Consider the following 15,810-nt stretch of genomic DNA (forward strand, 5'->3'; position numbering starts at 1 on the left):
TGGTGCCTCACGCTCTTCTGGGGCGGGCCTGCCGGGCCGCCGGTCACCGGACCGGCTGCGGGCTCGGCTGGGGGCCGGGCTGCGCGCCGGGTTCGTAGGTGACCGGGAGCCCGGCGGGGTCGGTTCCGGTGGGGGCGACCTGGAGGGTCTTGAGGGCGAACTCCATGACCTTCTTGTAGATGGGCCCGCAGATCTGGCCGCCGAAGTAGCTGCCCTTGGTGGGGTTCTGGATGGCGCAGTAGACCGTGATGCGGGGGTTGTCGGCGGGCGCGAAGCCCGCGAAGGAGGCGGTGTAGCCCTTGTAGCGGCCGGTGGCCGGATCCACCCGGTTGGACGTGCCGGTCTTGCCGCCGACCCGGTAGCCCGGGATGCGGGCCTTGGTGCCGGTGCCCTCCTGGTCGTCGACCACCGACTCCAGCATCGCGGCGAGGGTCTTGGCGGTCTCCGGGCTGATCACACGGGTCTGCGGGGGCGCCGGCGCCGGGGTGAAGCGGCCGTCGGGCCCCTTGGTGCCGCGGACCAGGGTCGGCTGGATGCGGACGCCTCCGTTGGCGATGGTCGAGTACACGGAGGCCGCCTGCATGGCGTTGAGGGACAGGCCCTGGCCGAAAGGGATCGTGTACTGCTGGGAGGTGGACCAGGCCTCGGGCTTGGCGAGGATGCCGCGGGACTCGCCCGGGTAGTTCAGGCCCGTGGGCTGCCCGATGCCGAACTTGTTCAGGTACGAGTACAGGACCTTGTTGGCCTCGGGCTGCGTCGGGCCGAGCTGGCCGGTGGCCAGGATGGTGCCGATGTTGGAGGACTTGGCGAGGACCCCGTTGAGGGTCAGGTACCAGGTCGGGTGGTCGATGTCGTCCTTGAACAGCCGGTCGCCGCGGTGCAGCCGGTTGGGGACCTCGACCTGGGTCTCGGCGGTGGCCTTCTTCTCCTCGAGCACGGCGGCCATCGACATCACCTTGGCCGTGGATCCGGGCTCGTACACGTCCTGGAGCGCGGCGTTGCCCATGGCGGCGGAGCTGGCCTTGGACAGGTCGTTGGGGTCGAACCCGGGGGCGTTGGCCATGGCCAGCACCTCGCCGGTGCGGGTGTCCTGGACGATGACGTACCCGCGGTCCGCCTCCGACTTGGCGACCTGCTCGGTGATGGCGCTCTGCGCGGCCCACTGGATGTCGCGGTCGATGGTCAGCTCGATGTCCTCGCCGGGCACGGCGGGCTTCTCGCTGGATCCGGCGGTGGGCACCCGGCGGCCGCCGGACTGGGCGTAGGTGAGCTCGCCGTCCTTGCCGGCCAGCTTCTTGTCGAGCGAGGACTCCAGGCCGCCGCCGCCCTTGCCCTCGGCGTTGACGTAACCCAGTATCCCGGCGGCGAGATCGCCGTTGGGGTACACGCGCTTGCTGCTGTTCTCGTTGAACACGCCGGCCAGGACGTTGGCGCCGGGGCCGTTGTTGCGCTTGTCCGCGGTGGACTTCTCGGCGAAGACCTTCTTGAGGTCCTTGATCTGGTTCCAGACCTGGGGGGTCTGGCGGCGCGCGAGGACGACGTAGCGGGTGTTCTTCGTCTTCAGGCGCTCGGTGAGCTCCTTGGCGTCCTTGCCGATGATCGGCGCGAGGAGGGCGGCCGCCTGTTCGGGGGCGTCCGGGGCCTTGCTCTCCTGCGGGGTGAACATGTGCGGGTCCGCGGTGATGTCGTAGGCATCCACGCTGGTGGCGAGTGCCACGCCCTTGCGGTCGGTGATCTCCCCGCGCTCGGCGGCCAGGGTGTAGCTGGCGAACCGGTTCTCGGAGGCCTTGGCGGAGTACGCGGACGCGTCCACGGCCTGGACCTGGAGCAGGCGGACGACGAACGCCAGCATCACCAGCGTCAGGCCGACGCTCACCAGCCGCAGGCGGGGCTTGGGGGCGCCGAGCCGGATCGTGTGCGGTTTCCTCGCGGGGGCGGGGCGGCGGGTGGCGGGCCGGGACGCCGGCCTGGCCGAGGCCCGCGCCCGCTCCCCCGACGGTCTGGCCCGTCCCGGCCCGGGCACCCGCCGCCGCGGCGGCTCCTGCGGCCTCACGAGGCGGCTCCCGGCCGTGCCGGGACCCGCGGGGCTCCGCCCCGGACCCCGCGCCCGGACCGCGGGCGTGGCTGGATTCCGGTGGATGGGTGGGGGACCGGCCCCGCAGGGGTAGGCGTCACGACGTCACCGTCCAGGGGTCTGGGTGGGCTGGGGGGCTCCGGCCGAGGCCGGCGGGGCGGCGGCGGCCGCGGCGGGGGCCGAGCCCGACGGGGCCGGGCCCGGCGAGCCGGCCGGGCTCGGGACGGCGGCGCCCGGGGAGGGGGCCGCGACCGGCGGGGCGGACGGCGGCGGCGGCTCCGCCGCGGCCGACGCGCTGCCGGCGACCTTGCCGTCCGCCCCGATGAAGACGGGGCTGCCCCCCGGCACCAGGCCGAGCTCGTGCGCCCGCCGCTGCAGCGCGTCGGGCGCCGAGTACCCGTCCACGTCCCGTTGCAGCGCCTGCTCCTCGTCCGTGAGCGTGGTGGTCTCCTTGCGCAGCTTGCTCAGCTGGAAGGAGCCCTGGTTCAGCGCCGAATTCAGCAGCAGCAGGCTGATCAGCCCGCCGCCGAGCAGCGCGACGACCAGCAGGACGAACGGCGTCCGCGCCGCCTGCCCCGCGACCGGTCCCCCCAGGACCCGCCCCAGTCGTCTCACAGCCGCGCCTCCCGGATCCGTTCCACCCCGCGGAAGCGGGCCGGCGCCGCGCGCCGGTTCTCCGCGATCTCTTCCTCCGTCGGCAGCTCCGCGCCGCGCGTGAGCAGCTTCAGCTTCGGCTGGTACTTCTCCGGTACGACCGGCAGTCCGGGCGGGGCCGTGGAGGTGGCGCCGGCCGCGAAGACCTGCTTGACGAGGCGGTCCTCCAGCGAGTGGTAGGACAGCACCGCGATCCGGCCGCCGACGGCGATCCGGTCCACGGCGGCGGGGATGGCCCGCTCCAGTCCGGACAGCTCGCCGTTGACCTCGATGCGCAGCGCCTGGAAGGTGCGCTTGGCCGGGTTGCCGCCGGTGCGCTTCGCCGCCTGCGGCAGCGAGTCGCGGATCAGTTCCACGAGCCGCGCGCTGTTGGTGAAGGGTTCCGTGGCCCGCTCGCGGACCACCGCGGACACGATCCGCTTGGCCTGCTTCTCCTCGCCGTACTGGCGCAGGATCCGGACCAGCTCGCCGGGCGCGTAGGTGTTGAGGACCTCGGCCGCGCTGATCCCGGTCGTCTGGTCCATCCGCATGTCCAGCGGCGCGTCCTGCGCGTAGGCGAAGCCGCGGTCGGCCTCGTCGAGCTGCATGGAGGAGACGCCGAGGTCGAAGAGGATGCCCTGGACGGCGGGGATGCGCAGGCCGTCCAGTACCTCGGCCAGGTCGGCGTAGATGGCGTGGACGAGGGTGGCCCGGTCCCCGAAGGGTGCGAGGCGCTCCCCCGAGAGGCGCAGGGCCTCCTTGTCGCGGTCCAGGCCGATGAGGTGGGCCTCGGGGAACCGGGTGAGCAGGGCCTCGCTGTGGCCGCCGAGGCCGAGGGTGCAGTCGACGACGACGGCCCCGGGCCTCTCCAGTGCCGGGGCCAACAGGTCCAGGCACCGCTGGAGCATCACCGGGACGTGTCGGGACTCGCTAGTCAAAGCGCCCTCTCAGATAACGGCGCGGCAGGCATACGCCGCGCCGCGCACGCGGAGTCTTACCAAAGGGGCCGGGCGGCCGGTCAGGGCCGGGCTCCGGCCGGTTCGCGTCACTTTAGTGCAACGGTCGCCGCGGTCAACGAACCGCCCCGCGCGCCGTGCGGCCCTCTCCCGGCAATGCCGCGAAAGCCGCGAATCACCCGGACGGACCGGCCTCTCTCACCCCTGTGGGTTAGCTCACAACAGGATGTGGTGACCTTCTTTGTCCACCCTCACTCGATGCCTGCACGGCCTGTGACCACTAACGTCGTATCCATGAAGTCTTCCGCACCCGTACCCGCCTCGTCCGCCCTCCAGGCCTCCACGGCCGTCGGCGGCCCCTCCGTCACCGACCAGCTGGTGGAGTCGAACCGCGCCTACGCCGCGGATTTCACCGACCCCGGCATGGACGCCCGTCCGGTCCTCCACGTGGCCGTGGTGGCCTGTATGGACGCCCGCCTCGACCTGCACGCCGCCCTCGGCCTCGAGCTCGGCGACTGCCACACGATCCGCAACGCGGGCGGCGTGGTCACCGACGACACCATCCGCTCCCTCACGATCAGCCAGCGGGCGCTCGGCACCCGCGCCGTGATACTCATCCACCACACCGGATGTGGTCTCGAAAGCCTGACCGAGGATTTCCGGCACGAGCTGGAGGACGAGGTCGGCCAGCGCCCCGCCTGGGCCGTCGAGGCCTTCCGCGACGTGGACCAGGACGTCCGCCAGTCCATGCAGCGGGTCCGGACGAACCCCTTCCTCCCCCACAAGGACGATGTGCGAGGCTTCGTCTTCGACGTGCACACCGGCCTCCTGCGGGAGATCGATCCCACCTCCTGAGTGACACAAGGCCGCCACGCCGTCAAGAATGCGGGGAGACGTCACCCGGAGGACCTCCGGGCCGGTGTCCGCACTCTTGATTTCTGAGGTGTTTCGGGGTGGGCCGGTCATGCGCCATGGCGCCGGCCCTGTGAAAGGGTCGAGGAGAACCAGGTGACCACGTATGACGACCGAGCGAGCCTCGCGGATCTGACGAGCACGGCGCAGCGGGTGCGCGATTCGGTCGAGAGCGTGATCGAGGGCAAGCCCGAGGTCGTCCGCCTCGCGCTGACCGTGCTCCTCGCCGAGGGACACCTGCTCATCGAGGACGTCCCCGGCGTGGGCAAGACCATGCTGGCCAAGACGCTCGCCAAGTCCATCGACTGCTCGGTGCAGCGGATCCAGTTCACGCCGGACCTGCTGCCGTCCGACATCACCGGCGTCAGCATCTACGACCAGCAGCGTCGCGAGTTCGAGTTCAAGCCGGGCGCGATCTTCGCGCAGATCGTCATCGGCGACGAGATCAACCGGGCCTCCCCGAAGACCCAGTCCGCGCTGCTGGAGTCGATGGAAGAGGGCCAGGTCACCATCGACGGCACCACGTACGCGCTGCCGAGCCCCTTCATGGTGGTCGCCACCCAGAACCCGGTGGAGATGGAGGGCACCTACCCCCTCCCCGAGGCCCAGCGCGACCGCTTCATGGCCCGCGTCTCCGTCGGCTACCCCAGCCCCGACGCCGAGCTGCAGATGCTCGACGTGCACGGCGGGCTCTCCCCGCTCGACGACCTGACGGCCGTCGCGCACGCCCACGACATCGTCAAGCTCATCGAGGCGGTCCGCGAGGTGTACGTCGCGGTTCCCGTCCGGCGCTACGTCGTCGACCTGGTGTCCGCCACCCGCAGCCACCCGGACCTGCGCCTGGGCGCCTCGCCCCGCGCCACCCTGCACCTGCTGCGCGCCGTGAAGGCCTCCGCGGCCCTGGCCGGCCGGGACTACGTCCTGCCCGACGACGTCCAGGCGCTGGCCGGACCGGTCCTCGCGCACCGGCTGCTGCCCACCGCGCAGGCCCAGCTGAGCCGCCGCAGCGCCGAGCAGGTCGTGGCCGACATCCTCCAGCGCACCCCGGTACCGGCCGCGCCCGCGCGCGGCGAGATGCCGCCCGGCGCGGGCATCCGGGGCTTCTGATGAGCGCCGGTGCCCCGCACGGCGCCGGCGGCCGGGGTCCCGACGACGGCGGTGGGCTGCGCGCGTCGCTGGCCGGCCTGACCACGCGCGGCCGCTCCTTCCTGGCCGCCGGGGTCGCCGCCGCCTTCTGCGCGTACGTCCTGGGCCAGTCCGGGCTGCTGCGGGTCGGGCTCCTGCTCGCCGTGCTGCCGCTGATCTGCGTCCTCGCCCTGCACCGCACCCGCTACCGGGTCTCCGGCAGCCGCCGGCTCACCCCGGTGCGGGTGCCCGCGGGCACCGAGGCCCGGGTGCAGCTGCGCCTCGACAACACCTCCCGGGTCCCGACGGGCCTGCTGATGCTCCAGGACCGGGTGCCCTACGTCCTGGGCCCCCGGCCCCGCTTCGTGCTGGACCGGGTGGAGCCGGGCGGCCGCCGCGAGGTGTCCTACCGGGTCCGCTCCGACCTGCGCGGCCGCTATCCGCTGGGCCCGCTCCAGCTGCGCCTCACCGACCCCTTCGGGCTGGTCGAGCTGACCCGCTCCTTCTCGGCCTACGACACCCTCACGGTGATACCGCGCACCGAGGCGCTGCCCGCGGTGCGCCTGGCCGGCGCGTCCTCCGGCTACGGCGACGGCAGCCGCCGCTCGCTGGCCCTGGCCGGGGAGGACGACGTGATCCCGCGCGGCTACCGGCGCGGCGACGACCTGCGCCGGGTGCACTGGCGCTCCACGGCCCGCTACGGCGAGCTGATGGTGCGCCGCGAGGAGCAGCCGCAGCGCAGCCGGGCCACCGTCCTGCTGGACACCCGCGGCCTCGCCTACGAGGGCGCCGGCCCCGACTCGGCCTTCGAGTGGGCCGTCTCCGGGACCGCGTCGGCCCTGGTGCACCTGCTGGAGCAGGGCTACGCGGTCCGGCTGCTGACCGACACCGGGGACTGCGTGCCCCGCGAGGGCGGCGGGTTCACCTCGGGCGGCCAGGAGTCCGCGGAGGCGGCGGGCCTGATGATGGACACCCTCGCGGTGATCGGCCACTCCGACGGCGCCGGGCTCTCCCGGGCCTACGACGCGGTCCGGGGCACCGGCATCGGCGGCGGTTTCGGCGGAGCCGGCGACGACGGGCTCCTCATCGCCTTCTTCGGGGACCTGGACGACGTACAGACCGAGCTGGCGGCCAAGATGTGCCGGCGCAGCGGAGGGGCCGTGGCGTTCGTCCTGGACTCCGCGGAGTGGTCCGGGCGCCCGCCGGCGCTGACCCGGGCGATGTCACACGGGCTGCCTTCGCCGGCGGAACGGATCGCCCGGCTGCGCGACGCGGGCTGGACGGCGCTGGCCGCCCCGCCCGGGGTGGCCTTCGGGGAGCTGTGGCGGCTGGCCGGGACCGCGTCGACGGACATGGGCACGGGCACCGCTTCGGGTGCGGCGGGGGGCTGGGGATGAGCGGGCGGGCACGGCTGACGGTCTTCGCGGCACTGGCGACGCTGTTCACGGCGTGGTCGCTGAGCCCCCTGGTGGGATCCGGCAGCTGGCTGCCGGAGGCGGCGCTGCTGCTGGCGCTGCAGAGCGGGGTGGGCGCGGCGGCGCGGCGGGTACCGCTGGCCCGGTCGCTGACCGTGGCGGCGCAGCTGCTCGTCTCGCTGCTGGCGCTGATGCTGCTGTTCGGCGGCAAGGCGCAGTCGCCGGCCGGCGGCGGGGTGCTGGACTACCTGGTGACGGACTTCGGCTCGCTGTACGGCCAGGGCGTCCGGGACGTGAACGAGTTCGCGATCCCGGCTCCGCTGACGGACGGGATCCGGCTGCTGCTGGTGTCCGGAGTGCTGCTGATCGGGCTGCTGGTGGACCTGGTGGCGGTGACGCTGCGGATGGCCGCGGCGGCCGGGCTGCCGCTGCTCGCCCTGTACTCGGTGGCGGCGGGCCTGTCGGGGGCGACCTCCGGCTCCGGCGGCTCCTCGTGGTTCGCCTTCCTGCTGGCGGGCTGCGGCTACCTGTTGCTGCTGCTCTGCGAGGGCCGCGACCGGCTCGCGCAGTGGGGCCGGGTCTTCGGCGGGGCCTCGTCCGGGCAGGTGGCGGCCGGCTACTCGAGCGGCGGCCGGGCGGTCGCCCCGGTGCGCAGCGGGCGGCGGATCGGCGCGGTCGCGCTGGGCGTGGCCCTGGTGGTGCCCGCGGCGCTGCCCTCGCTGGGCAGCGGGCTGCTGGGCACGGGGGGCCCGGGCGCGGGCGAGGGGACCGGCATCGGTCCCTCGATCCAGGCGGTCAACCCGCTGGTCTCGCTGCAGAGCAGCCTGAACGCCCAGGACAACCGGGTGGTGCTGAAGTACCGGACGGACAGCCCGCAGCTGAGCGAGCAGTACCTGCGGATCCTGGCGCTGGACGAGTTCAACGGGGTCAAGTGGGAGGCCTCCGGGCGGCCCCTGACCGAGGTCCCGGAGCGGCTGCCGAACCCGCCCGGTGTGAGCGCCGCCGTCCTGGCCGGCGCGGCCGAGGTGCGCACCAGCGTCTCCTCGGCGCAGACGTACGCGCAGCGCTACCTGCCGATGCCGTATCCGGCGGTGCAGGTGGACATCGGCGGCAAGTGGCGGTTCGAGCCGGTCGGGCGGACGCTCGTCGGGGACCAGCTGGGGAAGGACAAGTTCCAGAACGCCCAGGGCGTGCAGTACACCGTACGGAGCCTGCTGCTGAAGCCGACGGCGGATCAGCTGCAGAAGGCGCCGGAGCCGAACGAGGCGATCGTGGCCGAGTACACGCGGCTGCCGGACAATCTGCCGCCGGTCGTCGCCGAGACGGCCCGGCAGGTCACGCGGGGTGCGAAGGACGACTACACGCGGGCCGTGAAGCTCCAGGACTACTTCGCGGTGAACGGCGGGTTCCGCTACGACACGAAGGTGTCCTCGGGTACGGGTTCGCAGGCCATCGCCCGGTTCCTCGCCGACAAGGAGGGCTTCTGCGTCCACTTCGCCTTCTCGATGGCCTCGATGGCGCGGACGCTGGGGATCCCGGCGCGGGTCGCGGTCGGGTTCACACCCGGGGAGCGGCAGTCGGACGGCAGCGTGAACGTCTCGATGCGGGACGCGCACGCGTGGCCGGAGCTGTACTTCGAGGGCGTGGGCTGGACCCGTTTCGAGCCGACGCCGCGGTCGGGCATCACGGTGCCGGACTACAGCCGTCCCGCGGCCCCGGAGTCCCAGCCGACGGCGCCCACGGCGGCCCCTTCGGCGAGTGCCGCGGGGCCCTCGGCCGCGCCGTCGAAGGCGGAGGACTGCCCGCCGGACCAGAAGAAGCTGGGCGAGTGCGGGGCGGCCGCGCCGAAGCAGGACGCGGGCTCGGGCGGCGACGGTCCGTCGGCCGCCACGGTGGCGGCCTGGACGGCCGGCGGCCTCGTCCTGCTCGCCCTCCCGTTCCTCCCGTTCCTGTGGCGCAGGCGGCTGCGGGCCCGGCGGCTCGGGCCGGGTGACGTGCTGTCGGCGTGGCGGGAGCTGGGCGACTCCGCGTGGGACGTCGGGATCGCCCCGGACGGGGCGCTGTCCCCGCGCGGGGCCGCGGACCGCGTGGTGGCGCTCGGGCGGCTGGACGCGGAGGCGGCGCAGGCCGTGCACCGGGTCTCGGCCGCGGTGGAGCGCGCGCTCTACGCCCCGCCGGGCGCGGAGCCCTCGTACGGGACCCTGGCGTCCGATGTCCTGGCGGTCCGGGCCGGGCTGCTGGCCGCGGTGTCCCGGGTCACCCGCCTGCGGGCGGTGTTCCTGCCCCGTTCGGCGGCGCGCGTCCGCTGGGCCGCCGGGTCCCGGTGGGCCGCACTGACCGAGCGTTTCGCGGCTGCCGCCGCCCGTCTCCGGACCCGCGTCCCGCTCCGGGGCCGCGGCTGACCGGGGGCTTCCCGAAACGCCTCGGCCGCGGGCGGTGACCCGAAGCGAAAGCGGCCGGCGCAGAGGCTCGATCCCCCCGAGCCCCGGCACCGGCCGCGTTCCCCACCCCGGTCGGAGGGACCCGGTCCACACCTGCCGCCCCGTGTCGGCGGTGCGGGCCGGGTCCCTGTCCGTTGCCCCCAGTCTGGTGTCCGGGCAGGTCTGGGCCAATCCGCGCCGGTACTCATTTCCGCGTCTAGGTACGGATACTCAGCCGCCCCACCAGTTCTACGCGGCCCCACCCCCCGGCGGCACCGCCGATCGGGGCATGGCCGGGCGGGGGCCGCCCGGCCCGGGCCGCGTCAGCGGTTCCCGCTGACCCGGCCCCGCAGCAGCAGCGACAGCGCCGAGTGCACGTCGTCCAGCGAGCGCTCGCTCTGGAACGACTGCCAGTCCAGCGCCGCCACCAGCACCATCCCCACCATCGCGGCGGCGGTCAGCGGCACGTCGATCTCCGCGCTGAGCTCCCCGCGCTCCACGCCCTCGCGCAGCACGGTCTCCACGACGGCGACCGCCTCGCGCCGGACGACCATCAGGGTGGACTGCCAGGTCCGGTTGGTCCGCCACAGCTCGGCGACGTAGAGCTGGGTGAAGGCCGGGTAGCGGTCGATGAACACCAGGCCGGCCCGGATCATCGCGTCGAGGGCCTCGACCCGGGTGCCGCCCCGCTCCTCGGTGGATTCCGCCGCCGTCCGCAGGGACTCGGTCAGCAGCCCGACCCCGTGCCGCAGCAACTCCTCGAAGAGGTCGTTCTTGCTCGCGAAGTTGTAGTAGACGGTGCCCTTCGCGACCCCGGCCCGTTCGGCGATCTCGTCGACCGTGGTCGCGGAGAAGCCCTGCTCCGCGATGAGGGTCACGGCCGCTTCGTAGAGCTTCTGCCGGGTGGCCTGGCGGCGGCCGCCGCCCGCGGCCGTACTGGTGCTGCTGCTTTCCATGGCGCTGATTCTCACAGGTCAACCGCTCCCCTCGGGCTACAGGCTCAGTTCCGGATGCAGCCGGTCCATCGTCCACACCTGCTTGCCGCGGGCGGCGAGCGCGGTCAGGGCGAGGGCGCCGGCGGTGAACGCGGCCAGCACGGCGCAGCCCTGCCAGACCGGGGTGAGGTCGCCGCCGGTGATCAGGCGGCGCAGGCTCTCGACGACGTACGACATCGGCAGGAAGGGGTGGATGGCGTTGAAGAAGCCGGGGCTGGTCTGGACGGGGTAGGTGCCGCCCGCCGAGGTCAGCTGGAGCATCAGGACCGCGAGGACCAGGATGCGTCCGGCGGCGCCGAACTTCGCGTTGAGCCATTGGACGATCGCGGCGAAGCAGGCGGTGACCAGCATCAGGAAGCCGATGGTCAGCGCGGGCCGGACCATCTGCAGGCCGAGCCCCCAGTGGAGTACGGACATCAGCGCGGCCACCTGTGCGGCGCCGAGGCCGGCCACGGGGAGCCAGCCGGCGAAGGCGATCCGCCAGGGCGAGGCGCCGGCGGCGAGCGCCCTGCGGTTGAGCGGGGCGATCAGCATGTAGGCGACCATCGCGCCGACCCAGAGGGAGAGCGGGATGAAGTACGGGGCGAAGCCGGTGCCGTAGTTGGGCGCCTTGTGCAGGGACTGGTTGGCGAGCTGCACCGGGTCGGCCATGACCTGGGTGCGGGCGTCGCGCTGCTGCTGGTCGTAGTCGGGGATCTGTCCGGCGCCGTCGTGCAGGCCGCCGGCCAGTTCGCCGTTGCCGTCCACGAGCTTGACCAGGCCGCCGTCGAGGCTGTGCGCGCCGTCGCCGAGCTTGCCCACGCCTTCGCCGAGGGCGCCGGAGCCGGCGGTGGCGGTGCCGAGGCCGGTGTGCAGCCGGGCCATGCCGCCGGCGACTTTGTGGGCGCCCGCGTTCAGGGCGTTGACCTGGGTGACGGCCGATTCGACGTCGGCGGAGAGGGCGGGGGCCTTCGCGGCGAGGGCGCGGGCGTCGCGTTCCAGGTCGGTGAGCTGGGTGCGGAGCGTGCCGAGGTCGCCGTTCGCGTCCTTGACGAGGGTGTTGACGTCGCCCGCGAGTTCGGCGCCCTCGGCCGCGTCGTCCTTGAGCTTCTTCAGCTGCGGGCAGGTGGCGGGCTGCGGCTGGGTGCCGACGGGGCAGGTCTTCGCGTAGACGTCCGCGGCGCCCGTGGAGACGCGCTGGGTGACGGTGGCGGCCGCCGGGGCCGCCTTGGCGAAGGTGCCGAGGTGGTTGTTCACGACCTTGGCGGTGTCGGCGACGAGTTCGGCGCTGTCGGCGAGCTGCTTGGGGTCCTTGAGGAAGGGGCGGGCCTTGTCGGCGGCGCCGCCCACCTTGTCGGCGAGCCGCTGGGTGCCGGCCGCGATGTCCTTCGTGCCGGTCTCGAGCTGTCCGGCGGCACCGTTGAGCTTCTTCAGGCCGCCGGTGATCTCGCCGTTCTTCTCCTTGGCCGTGTCCAGGCCGTCGGCGAGGTCCTTGGCGCCCTGCTGCGCCTTGCCGGCGCCGTCGGTGAGCTTGTCGGCGCCGTCGGCGGCCTCGGCGGTCTTGTCGTGGAGGTCGGAGAAGCTGACGAAGATCTTGTCGAGGAAGCCGCGGGAGGCGTTGGCGGAGGCCGCCGAGCGGACCTCGGAGAAGACGGTGCGCGAGATCGAACCGACGATGTAGTTGTTCGCGTCGTTGGTGCGGACCTGGAGGGCTCCGGTGGCGGGATCCGCGCCGGAGCTGGAGGCGATCTTCGCGCTGAAGTCCGCGGGCATGGTGAGGGAGAGGTAGTACGTACCGTTCTCCAGGCCCTTGGCGGCCTCCTCCTCGCTCACCTCGCGCCAGTCGAAGGTCTTGCTGTCGTGGAGCTTGCGGGTGATCTCGCCGCCGGCGTCTATGCGCTTGCCGTCCACGGTGGCGCCCTGGTCGGAGTTGACGAGGGCGACGGGCACCTTGTCGAGGCGGCTGTACGGGTCCCAGAAGGACCAGAGGTACAGGGCTCCGTAGAGCAGCGGCAGCAGGAGCAGCGCGACGAGGGCGGCCCGGGGCAGCTTCCCCCGCCCGAACCGCTTCAGCTCAAGCGCGGCCAGTTTCGGCGAGCGCATCGTCGTCCCCCTTCGTGTCGGCGGAGCCGGTCGTGTCGGCGGAGCCGGCCGCTTCGGCGGATTCGGTCGTGCCGACGGTGTCGGCCGTGTCGGTCACGGTCCGCAGGACGATCGCGTCGGCCGGGGCCTCGCTGCACACCGCGAGGACGGTGGTCCCGCGGGCGGTGAGGGAGCGGAGCAGGTCCCAGGCCTCGACGCGTTCGGCGTCCGAGAGCTTGAGGTCGAGGTCGTCCACGGCCAGCAGGCGCGGCGAGCCGAGCAGGGCGATGGCCACCGACAGCCGTACCGACTCCAGCCGTTCCAGGTCCCGTACGCAGGTGCGCGGGCCCTTGGGCAGGGTCGCGAGGTCCAGTCCGGCTGCGGCCAGCGCGGTTTCGATCCGGGCCGCCGTGGAGGTGCGGCGCTCGCCGCGCGGGCGCAGCAGGGCGCGGACGGGGCCCTCGTAGCGGCGCTGGAGCAGGGCGCCCTCGCGCAGTTGCTCGGCCACGGTGAGGGCCTGGTCCAGGTCGTTGACGCCGGGGACCGGTCCGAGGGCGGCGATCCGGCGGACCGCGGCCATCCTCTTCGGCAGCCGGTGGCGGGCGACCTCGGCGTGGCCCTCGGTGGACTTCATCCGACCGGTGAGCGCGAGGAGCAGGCAGGTCCGTCCGCTGCCGGAAGGGCCTTCGACCGCGATGAGCGAGCCGGGCCCCGCGTCGAGTCCGATGCCCCGGAACACCCAGCCGCGCGGGCCCTTGAGTCCGAAGTCCTCGGCTTTGACGGCCGCGCCGTGCGGGCTGTCCACGCCTTCCTCCTTCTTTTGAACTGACCGGTCAGTTCAAAAACTAGCACCTCCGGGAGCATCCGGTGCGCAGAGGGGGGCAGTTGCCCGCCCACACCCGCTCCGATGCGGACGAAAGCGCAGGTCAGGGCGATTGTCAGTGGGGCGCGTCACCATGGGGACACGCAACAGCACCGCAGGACCTGACAGCACGGCAGCGCGTAGCGCTCGAACGACAGGAGGTTCGTCATGGCCACACCGTCCCCGTCCCCTGTCCACCCCGTACCCCGGAAGTCGACGGCGCCACCCGCAGCCCTCGACCTGCTCGTCAAGGCCCACGAGGGCCTGGCCGAAGCCGCCCGGCTGACCCGGCCCAACGAGCGGTACGCCACCGCCCACCTCGCCGCGCTGCGCGCCGCCGCGGCCGTGCTCGCCGCGCGCGGGCGGCCCGAGCCCGTGCATCCGCGGCGCCGGCCGCGGATCCGCAGCGCATGGGCCGTGCTTCCGGAGATAGCTCCCGAACTGACCGAGTGGAGCGCGCTCTTCGCCTCCGGCGCGGCCCGCCGGGCGCGGGCCGAGGCCGGGATAGCGGGCGCGGCCACCGAGCGGGACGCGGACGACCTGGTGCGCGCCGTGGGCATGTTCCTGCGCCTGGTGGAGCGCATGCTCGCGCTCCGGCCGGTCACCCCGCGCGGCCAGCCGCAGGGACTGCCCCAGCCGCGCACGGAGCGTCCGGACGCGGGATGAGCTGCCCGGCAGCCTGAGGCCATAGGGTGGGCAGGGACCGCCCAACGAAACCGCCGAGGAGCCATCAGCCGTGTCGGACACTTCCCGCCCCCGCGCCTCTCTCCGCACCGCCGTGGTGTGGGAGGTCCTCGAGGAGGCGCTCGACCGCCGGGTGAAGGCGACCGGGCGGGACGTGCTCGACGTGCTCGACACGGGCGGCGGCACCGGCAAGTTCGCCGTGCCGGTGGCCCGCCTCGGCCACCGGGTCACCGTGGTCGACCCCAGCCCGAACGCGCTGTTCGGGCTGGAGCGGCGGGTCGCCGAAGCCGGCGTGGCCGACCTGGTCCGCGGCGTGCAGGGCGACGCCCAGGGCCTGCTCGACGTCGTCGAGCGCGAGGCCTACGACGTGGTGGTCTGCCACGGCGTGCTGGAGTACGTGGACGACCCCGCCGAGGGCGTGGCCAACGCGGTGGCGGCCCTGCGCCCCGGCGGCGTCCTCAGCCTGCTCGGCGCCGGGCTCGGCGGAGCCGTCCTGGCCCGCGCCCTGGCCGGACACTTCACCGAGGCCCGTACGGCGCTCACCGACCCGGCCGGCCGCTGGGGCGCGGGCGACCCGGTCCCGCGCCGCTTCACCGCGGAACAGCTCGCCGCCCTGGTCGGCGACGCCGGCCTGACGGTCGGCGCCGTGCACGGGGTACGGATCTTCGCCGACCTCGTCCCGGGCGTCCTGGTGGACACCGAGCCGGGCGCGGTGGAGGCGCTGCTGCGCCTGGAGGAGGCCGCCGCCGAGCTGCCCGCCTTCCACGCGGTCGCCACGCAGTTGCACGTCCTCGGCGAGAAGCCCGCCTGATCTGCGGACCTTCCTGGCACACGGTGCGCCACTCACCCTCCGAACCGGGGGCGTGACCCGTATGATCGGGGGCAGCGACCGGCATGCTGAGCGGACCTCTGGGGAATAACGCCCTCACCGGTCTCCGCTCACAGGGCGGTTCGGCTTCGCGCACGGCATGCTTGAGAGGGAACCGAGCTTTTCCCGAGCAGTACTTTTGTCGGGCAGTGTTTTTTAGAACGTGGCGTAGAGGGCGGGTGTCACGGGGGCGATTCCCCGCCTATCCTGAAGGGGACCCCTGGTCGCTGCCCCCCCGCGACCGACGGATGAGGAGGACTCCCGTGCCGCTCTCGGAGCACGAGCAGCGAATGCTCGAGCAGATGGAGCGAGCGCTGTACGCCGAAGATCCCAAATTCGCTACAGCGCTTGAGGGAAGCGGACTGCGCACGTATACCCGGCGACGGGTCTACCAGGCAGTCGCAGGCATCGTGGTGGGTGTCGCGCTCCTTATGACCGGTGTGATCGTGCCGAACGTCCTGTGGATCAGCGTGGTGGGTTTCCTCGTCATGCTGATCTGCACGGTGCTCGTGGTCACCGGTTGGCGCAAAGCCCCCAAGCCTGGAGAGCAGCCCGCCTCCGGTAGCAGTGGTGGTTCGGCCCCGGGCCACAACCGCCAGCGTCGGTCGATGATGACCCGTATCGAGGACCGGTGGCAGCGCCGCCGGGACGAACAGGGGCAGTGAGCCCCCCAGGCTAGGACCGAGACTCGGGTGAGGGGACGGGCGCCGGAAGGCGCCCGTCCCCACACCCCGGATTTGATTTTGTACGGGTGAGTGTACAACCCCAGGTGGTAAACAGCCGCGGGGGCCGTGGGTTGAACCCG

Annotated in this window: 13 protein-coding genes; 7 read left to right on the top strand and 6 right to left on the bottom strand. The window is 73.3% G+C overall.

All coding sequences use genetic code 11. From position 1 onward, the window contains the following. Window positions 1-43: 43 nt before the first annotated feature. The 3 genes from ACWF9Z_RS34230 to rsmH form a co-directional block, all read right to left on the bottom strand. Entirely contained in the window at window positions 44-1,876 is a 1,833-nt protein-coding gene (locus tag ACWF9Z_RS34230) for a peptidoglycan D,D-transpeptidase FtsI family protein (RefSeq protein ID WP_453609130.1), read from the bottom strand. Window positions 1,877-2,179: 303 nt separating this feature from the next. Continuing rightward, on the bottom strand, window positions 2,180-2,689 hold the full coding sequence (locus ACWF9Z_RS34235; protein WP_453609133.1) for a hypothetical protein: 510 nt from the start codon (window positions 2,687-2,689) through the stop codon (window positions 2,180-2,182). Further along, a complete protein-coding gene (rsmH, locus tag ACWF9Z_RS34240; RefSeq protein WP_453609158.1) occupies window positions 2,686-3,615 on the bottom strand; it encodes a 16S rRNA (cytosine(1402)-N(4))-methyltransferase RsmH in 930 nt (309 codons plus the stop codon). The genes ACWF9Z_RS34235 and rsmH overlap by 4 nt, the downstream gene beginning before the upstream one ends. Window positions 3,616-3,921: 306 nt before the next feature. Here rsmH and ACWF9Z_RS34245 point away from each other — a divergent pair, with 306 nt between their 5' ends. The 4 genes from ACWF9Z_RS34245 to ACWF9Z_RS34260 all read left to right on the top strand — a co-directional run bounded on the left by ACWF9Z_RS34245 (window position 3,922) and on the right by ACWF9Z_RS34260 (window position 9,517). Continuing rightward, entirely contained in the window at window positions 3,922-4,518 is a 597-nt protein-coding gene (locus ACWF9Z_RS34245) for a beta-class carbonic anhydrase (RefSeq protein ID WP_453609136.1), read from the top strand. A gap of 153 nt (window positions 4,519-4,671) precedes the next feature. Continuing rightward, window positions 4,672-5,682 carry an AAA family ATPase gene (locus tag ACWF9Z_RS34250; RefSeq protein WP_453609139.1) on the top strand — a complete coding sequence of 337 codons (1,011 nt, stop codon included), beginning with the start codon at window positions 4,672-4,674 and terminating at the stop codon, window positions 5,680-5,682. Next, entirely contained in the window at window positions 5,682-7,097 is a 1,416-nt protein-coding gene (locus ACWF9Z_RS34255) for a DUF58 domain-containing protein (RefSeq protein WP_453609142.1), read from the top strand. Before ACWF9Z_RS34250 ends, ACWF9Z_RS34255 begins: the two co-directional genes overlap by 1 nt. After that, window positions 7,094-9,517: a transglutaminase family protein gene (locus tag ACWF9Z_RS34260; RefSeq protein WP_453609145.1), complete on the top strand. Its 2,424-nt coding sequence runs from the start codon at window positions 7,094-7,096 to the stop codon at window positions 9,515-9,517. The genes ACWF9Z_RS34255 and ACWF9Z_RS34260 overlap by 4 nt, the downstream gene beginning before the upstream one ends. Window positions 9,518-9,858: 341 nt before the next feature. Here the strand turns inward: ACWF9Z_RS34260 and ACWF9Z_RS34265 are convergent, their stop codons facing one another. The 3 genes from ACWF9Z_RS34265 to ACWF9Z_RS34275 are packed head-to-tail and all read right to left on the bottom strand — an operon-like array spanning window position 9,859 to window position 13,396. Then, window positions 9,859-10,491, bottom strand: a complete 633-nt coding sequence (locus ACWF9Z_RS34265) for a TetR/AcrR family transcriptional regulator (RefSeq protein WP_356661451.1) — start codon at window positions 10,489-10,491, stop codon at window positions 9,859-9,861. Between the two features lie 36 nt (window positions 10,492-10,527). Beyond that, entirely contained in the window at window positions 10,528-12,612 is a 2,085-nt protein-coding gene (locus tag ACWF9Z_RS34270; protein ID WP_453609147.1) for a YhgE/Pip family protein, read from the bottom strand. Further along, window positions 12,584-13,396 carry an ATP-binding cassette domain-containing protein gene (locus ACWF9Z_RS34275; protein ID WP_453609150.1) on the bottom strand — a complete coding sequence of 271 codons (813 nt, stop codon included), beginning with the start codon at window positions 13,394-13,396 and terminating at the stop codon, window positions 12,584-12,586. The genes ACWF9Z_RS34270 and ACWF9Z_RS34275 overlap by 29 nt, the downstream gene beginning before the upstream one ends. A 225-nt stretch (window positions 13,397-13,621) precedes the next feature. On the opposite strand from ACWF9Z_RS34275, the gene ACWF9Z_RS34280 reads away from it, so the two are divergent. The 3 genes from ACWF9Z_RS34280 (at window position 13,622) to ACWF9Z_RS34290 (ending at window position 15,670) form a co-directional block, all read left to right on the top strand. After that, window positions 13,622-14,119: an SAV_6107 family HEPN domain-containing protein gene (locus ACWF9Z_RS34280; RefSeq protein WP_453609153.1), complete on the top strand. Its 498-nt coding sequence runs from the start codon at window positions 13,622-13,624 to the stop codon at window positions 14,117-14,119. Between the two features lie 70 nt (window positions 14,120-14,189). Continuing rightward, the gene (locus ACWF9Z_RS34285) at window positions 14,190-14,948 is read left to right on the top strand and encodes a class I SAM-dependent methyltransferase (RefSeq protein ID WP_356661459.1); all 759 of its coding nucleotides are present in this window, start codon (window positions 14,190-14,192) and stop codon (window positions 14,946-14,948) included. 320 nt (window positions 14,949-15,268) lie between these two features. Beyond that, on the top strand, window positions 15,269-15,670 hold the full coding sequence (locus ACWF9Z_RS34290) for a DUF3040 domain-containing protein (protein WP_453609156.1): 402 nt from the start codon (window positions 15,269-15,271) through the stop codon (window positions 15,668-15,670). The last annotated feature ends 140 nt before the right edge of the window (window positions 15,671-15,810 follow it).

It is taken from the genome of Streptomyces sp. NPDC054961 (genome assembly GCF_053609145.1).

Coding starts and splice junctions, on each gene's coding strand:
- ACWF9Z_RS34270 (WP_453609147.1), bottom strand. CDS start 12,612: ATGCGCTCGCCGAAACTGGCCGCGCTTGAGCTGAAGCGGTTCGGGCGG.
- ACWF9Z_RS34265 (WP_356661451.1), bottom strand. CDS start 10,491: ATGGAAAGCAGCAGCACCAGTACGGCCGCGGGCGGCGGCCGCCGCCAG.
- ACWF9Z_RS34255 (WP_453609142.1), top strand. CDS start 5,682: ATGAGCGCCGGTGCCCCGCACGGCGCCGGCGGCCGGGGTCCCGACGAC.
- ACWF9Z_RS34245 (WP_453609136.1), top strand. CDS start 3,922: ATGCCTGCACGGCCTGTGACCACTAACGTCGTATCCATGAAGTCTTCC.
- ACWF9Z_RS34260 (WP_453609145.1), top strand. CDS start 7,094: ATGAGCGGGCGGGCACGGCTGACGGTCTTCGCGGCACTGGCGACGCTG.
- rsmH (WP_453609158.1), bottom strand. CDS start 3,615: ATGCTCCAGCGGTGCCTGGACCTGTTGGCCCCGGCACTGGAGAGGCCC.
- ACWF9Z_RS34280 (WP_453609153.1), top strand. CDS start 13,622: ATGGCCACACCGTCCCCGTCCCCTGTCCACCCCGTACCCCGGAAGTCG.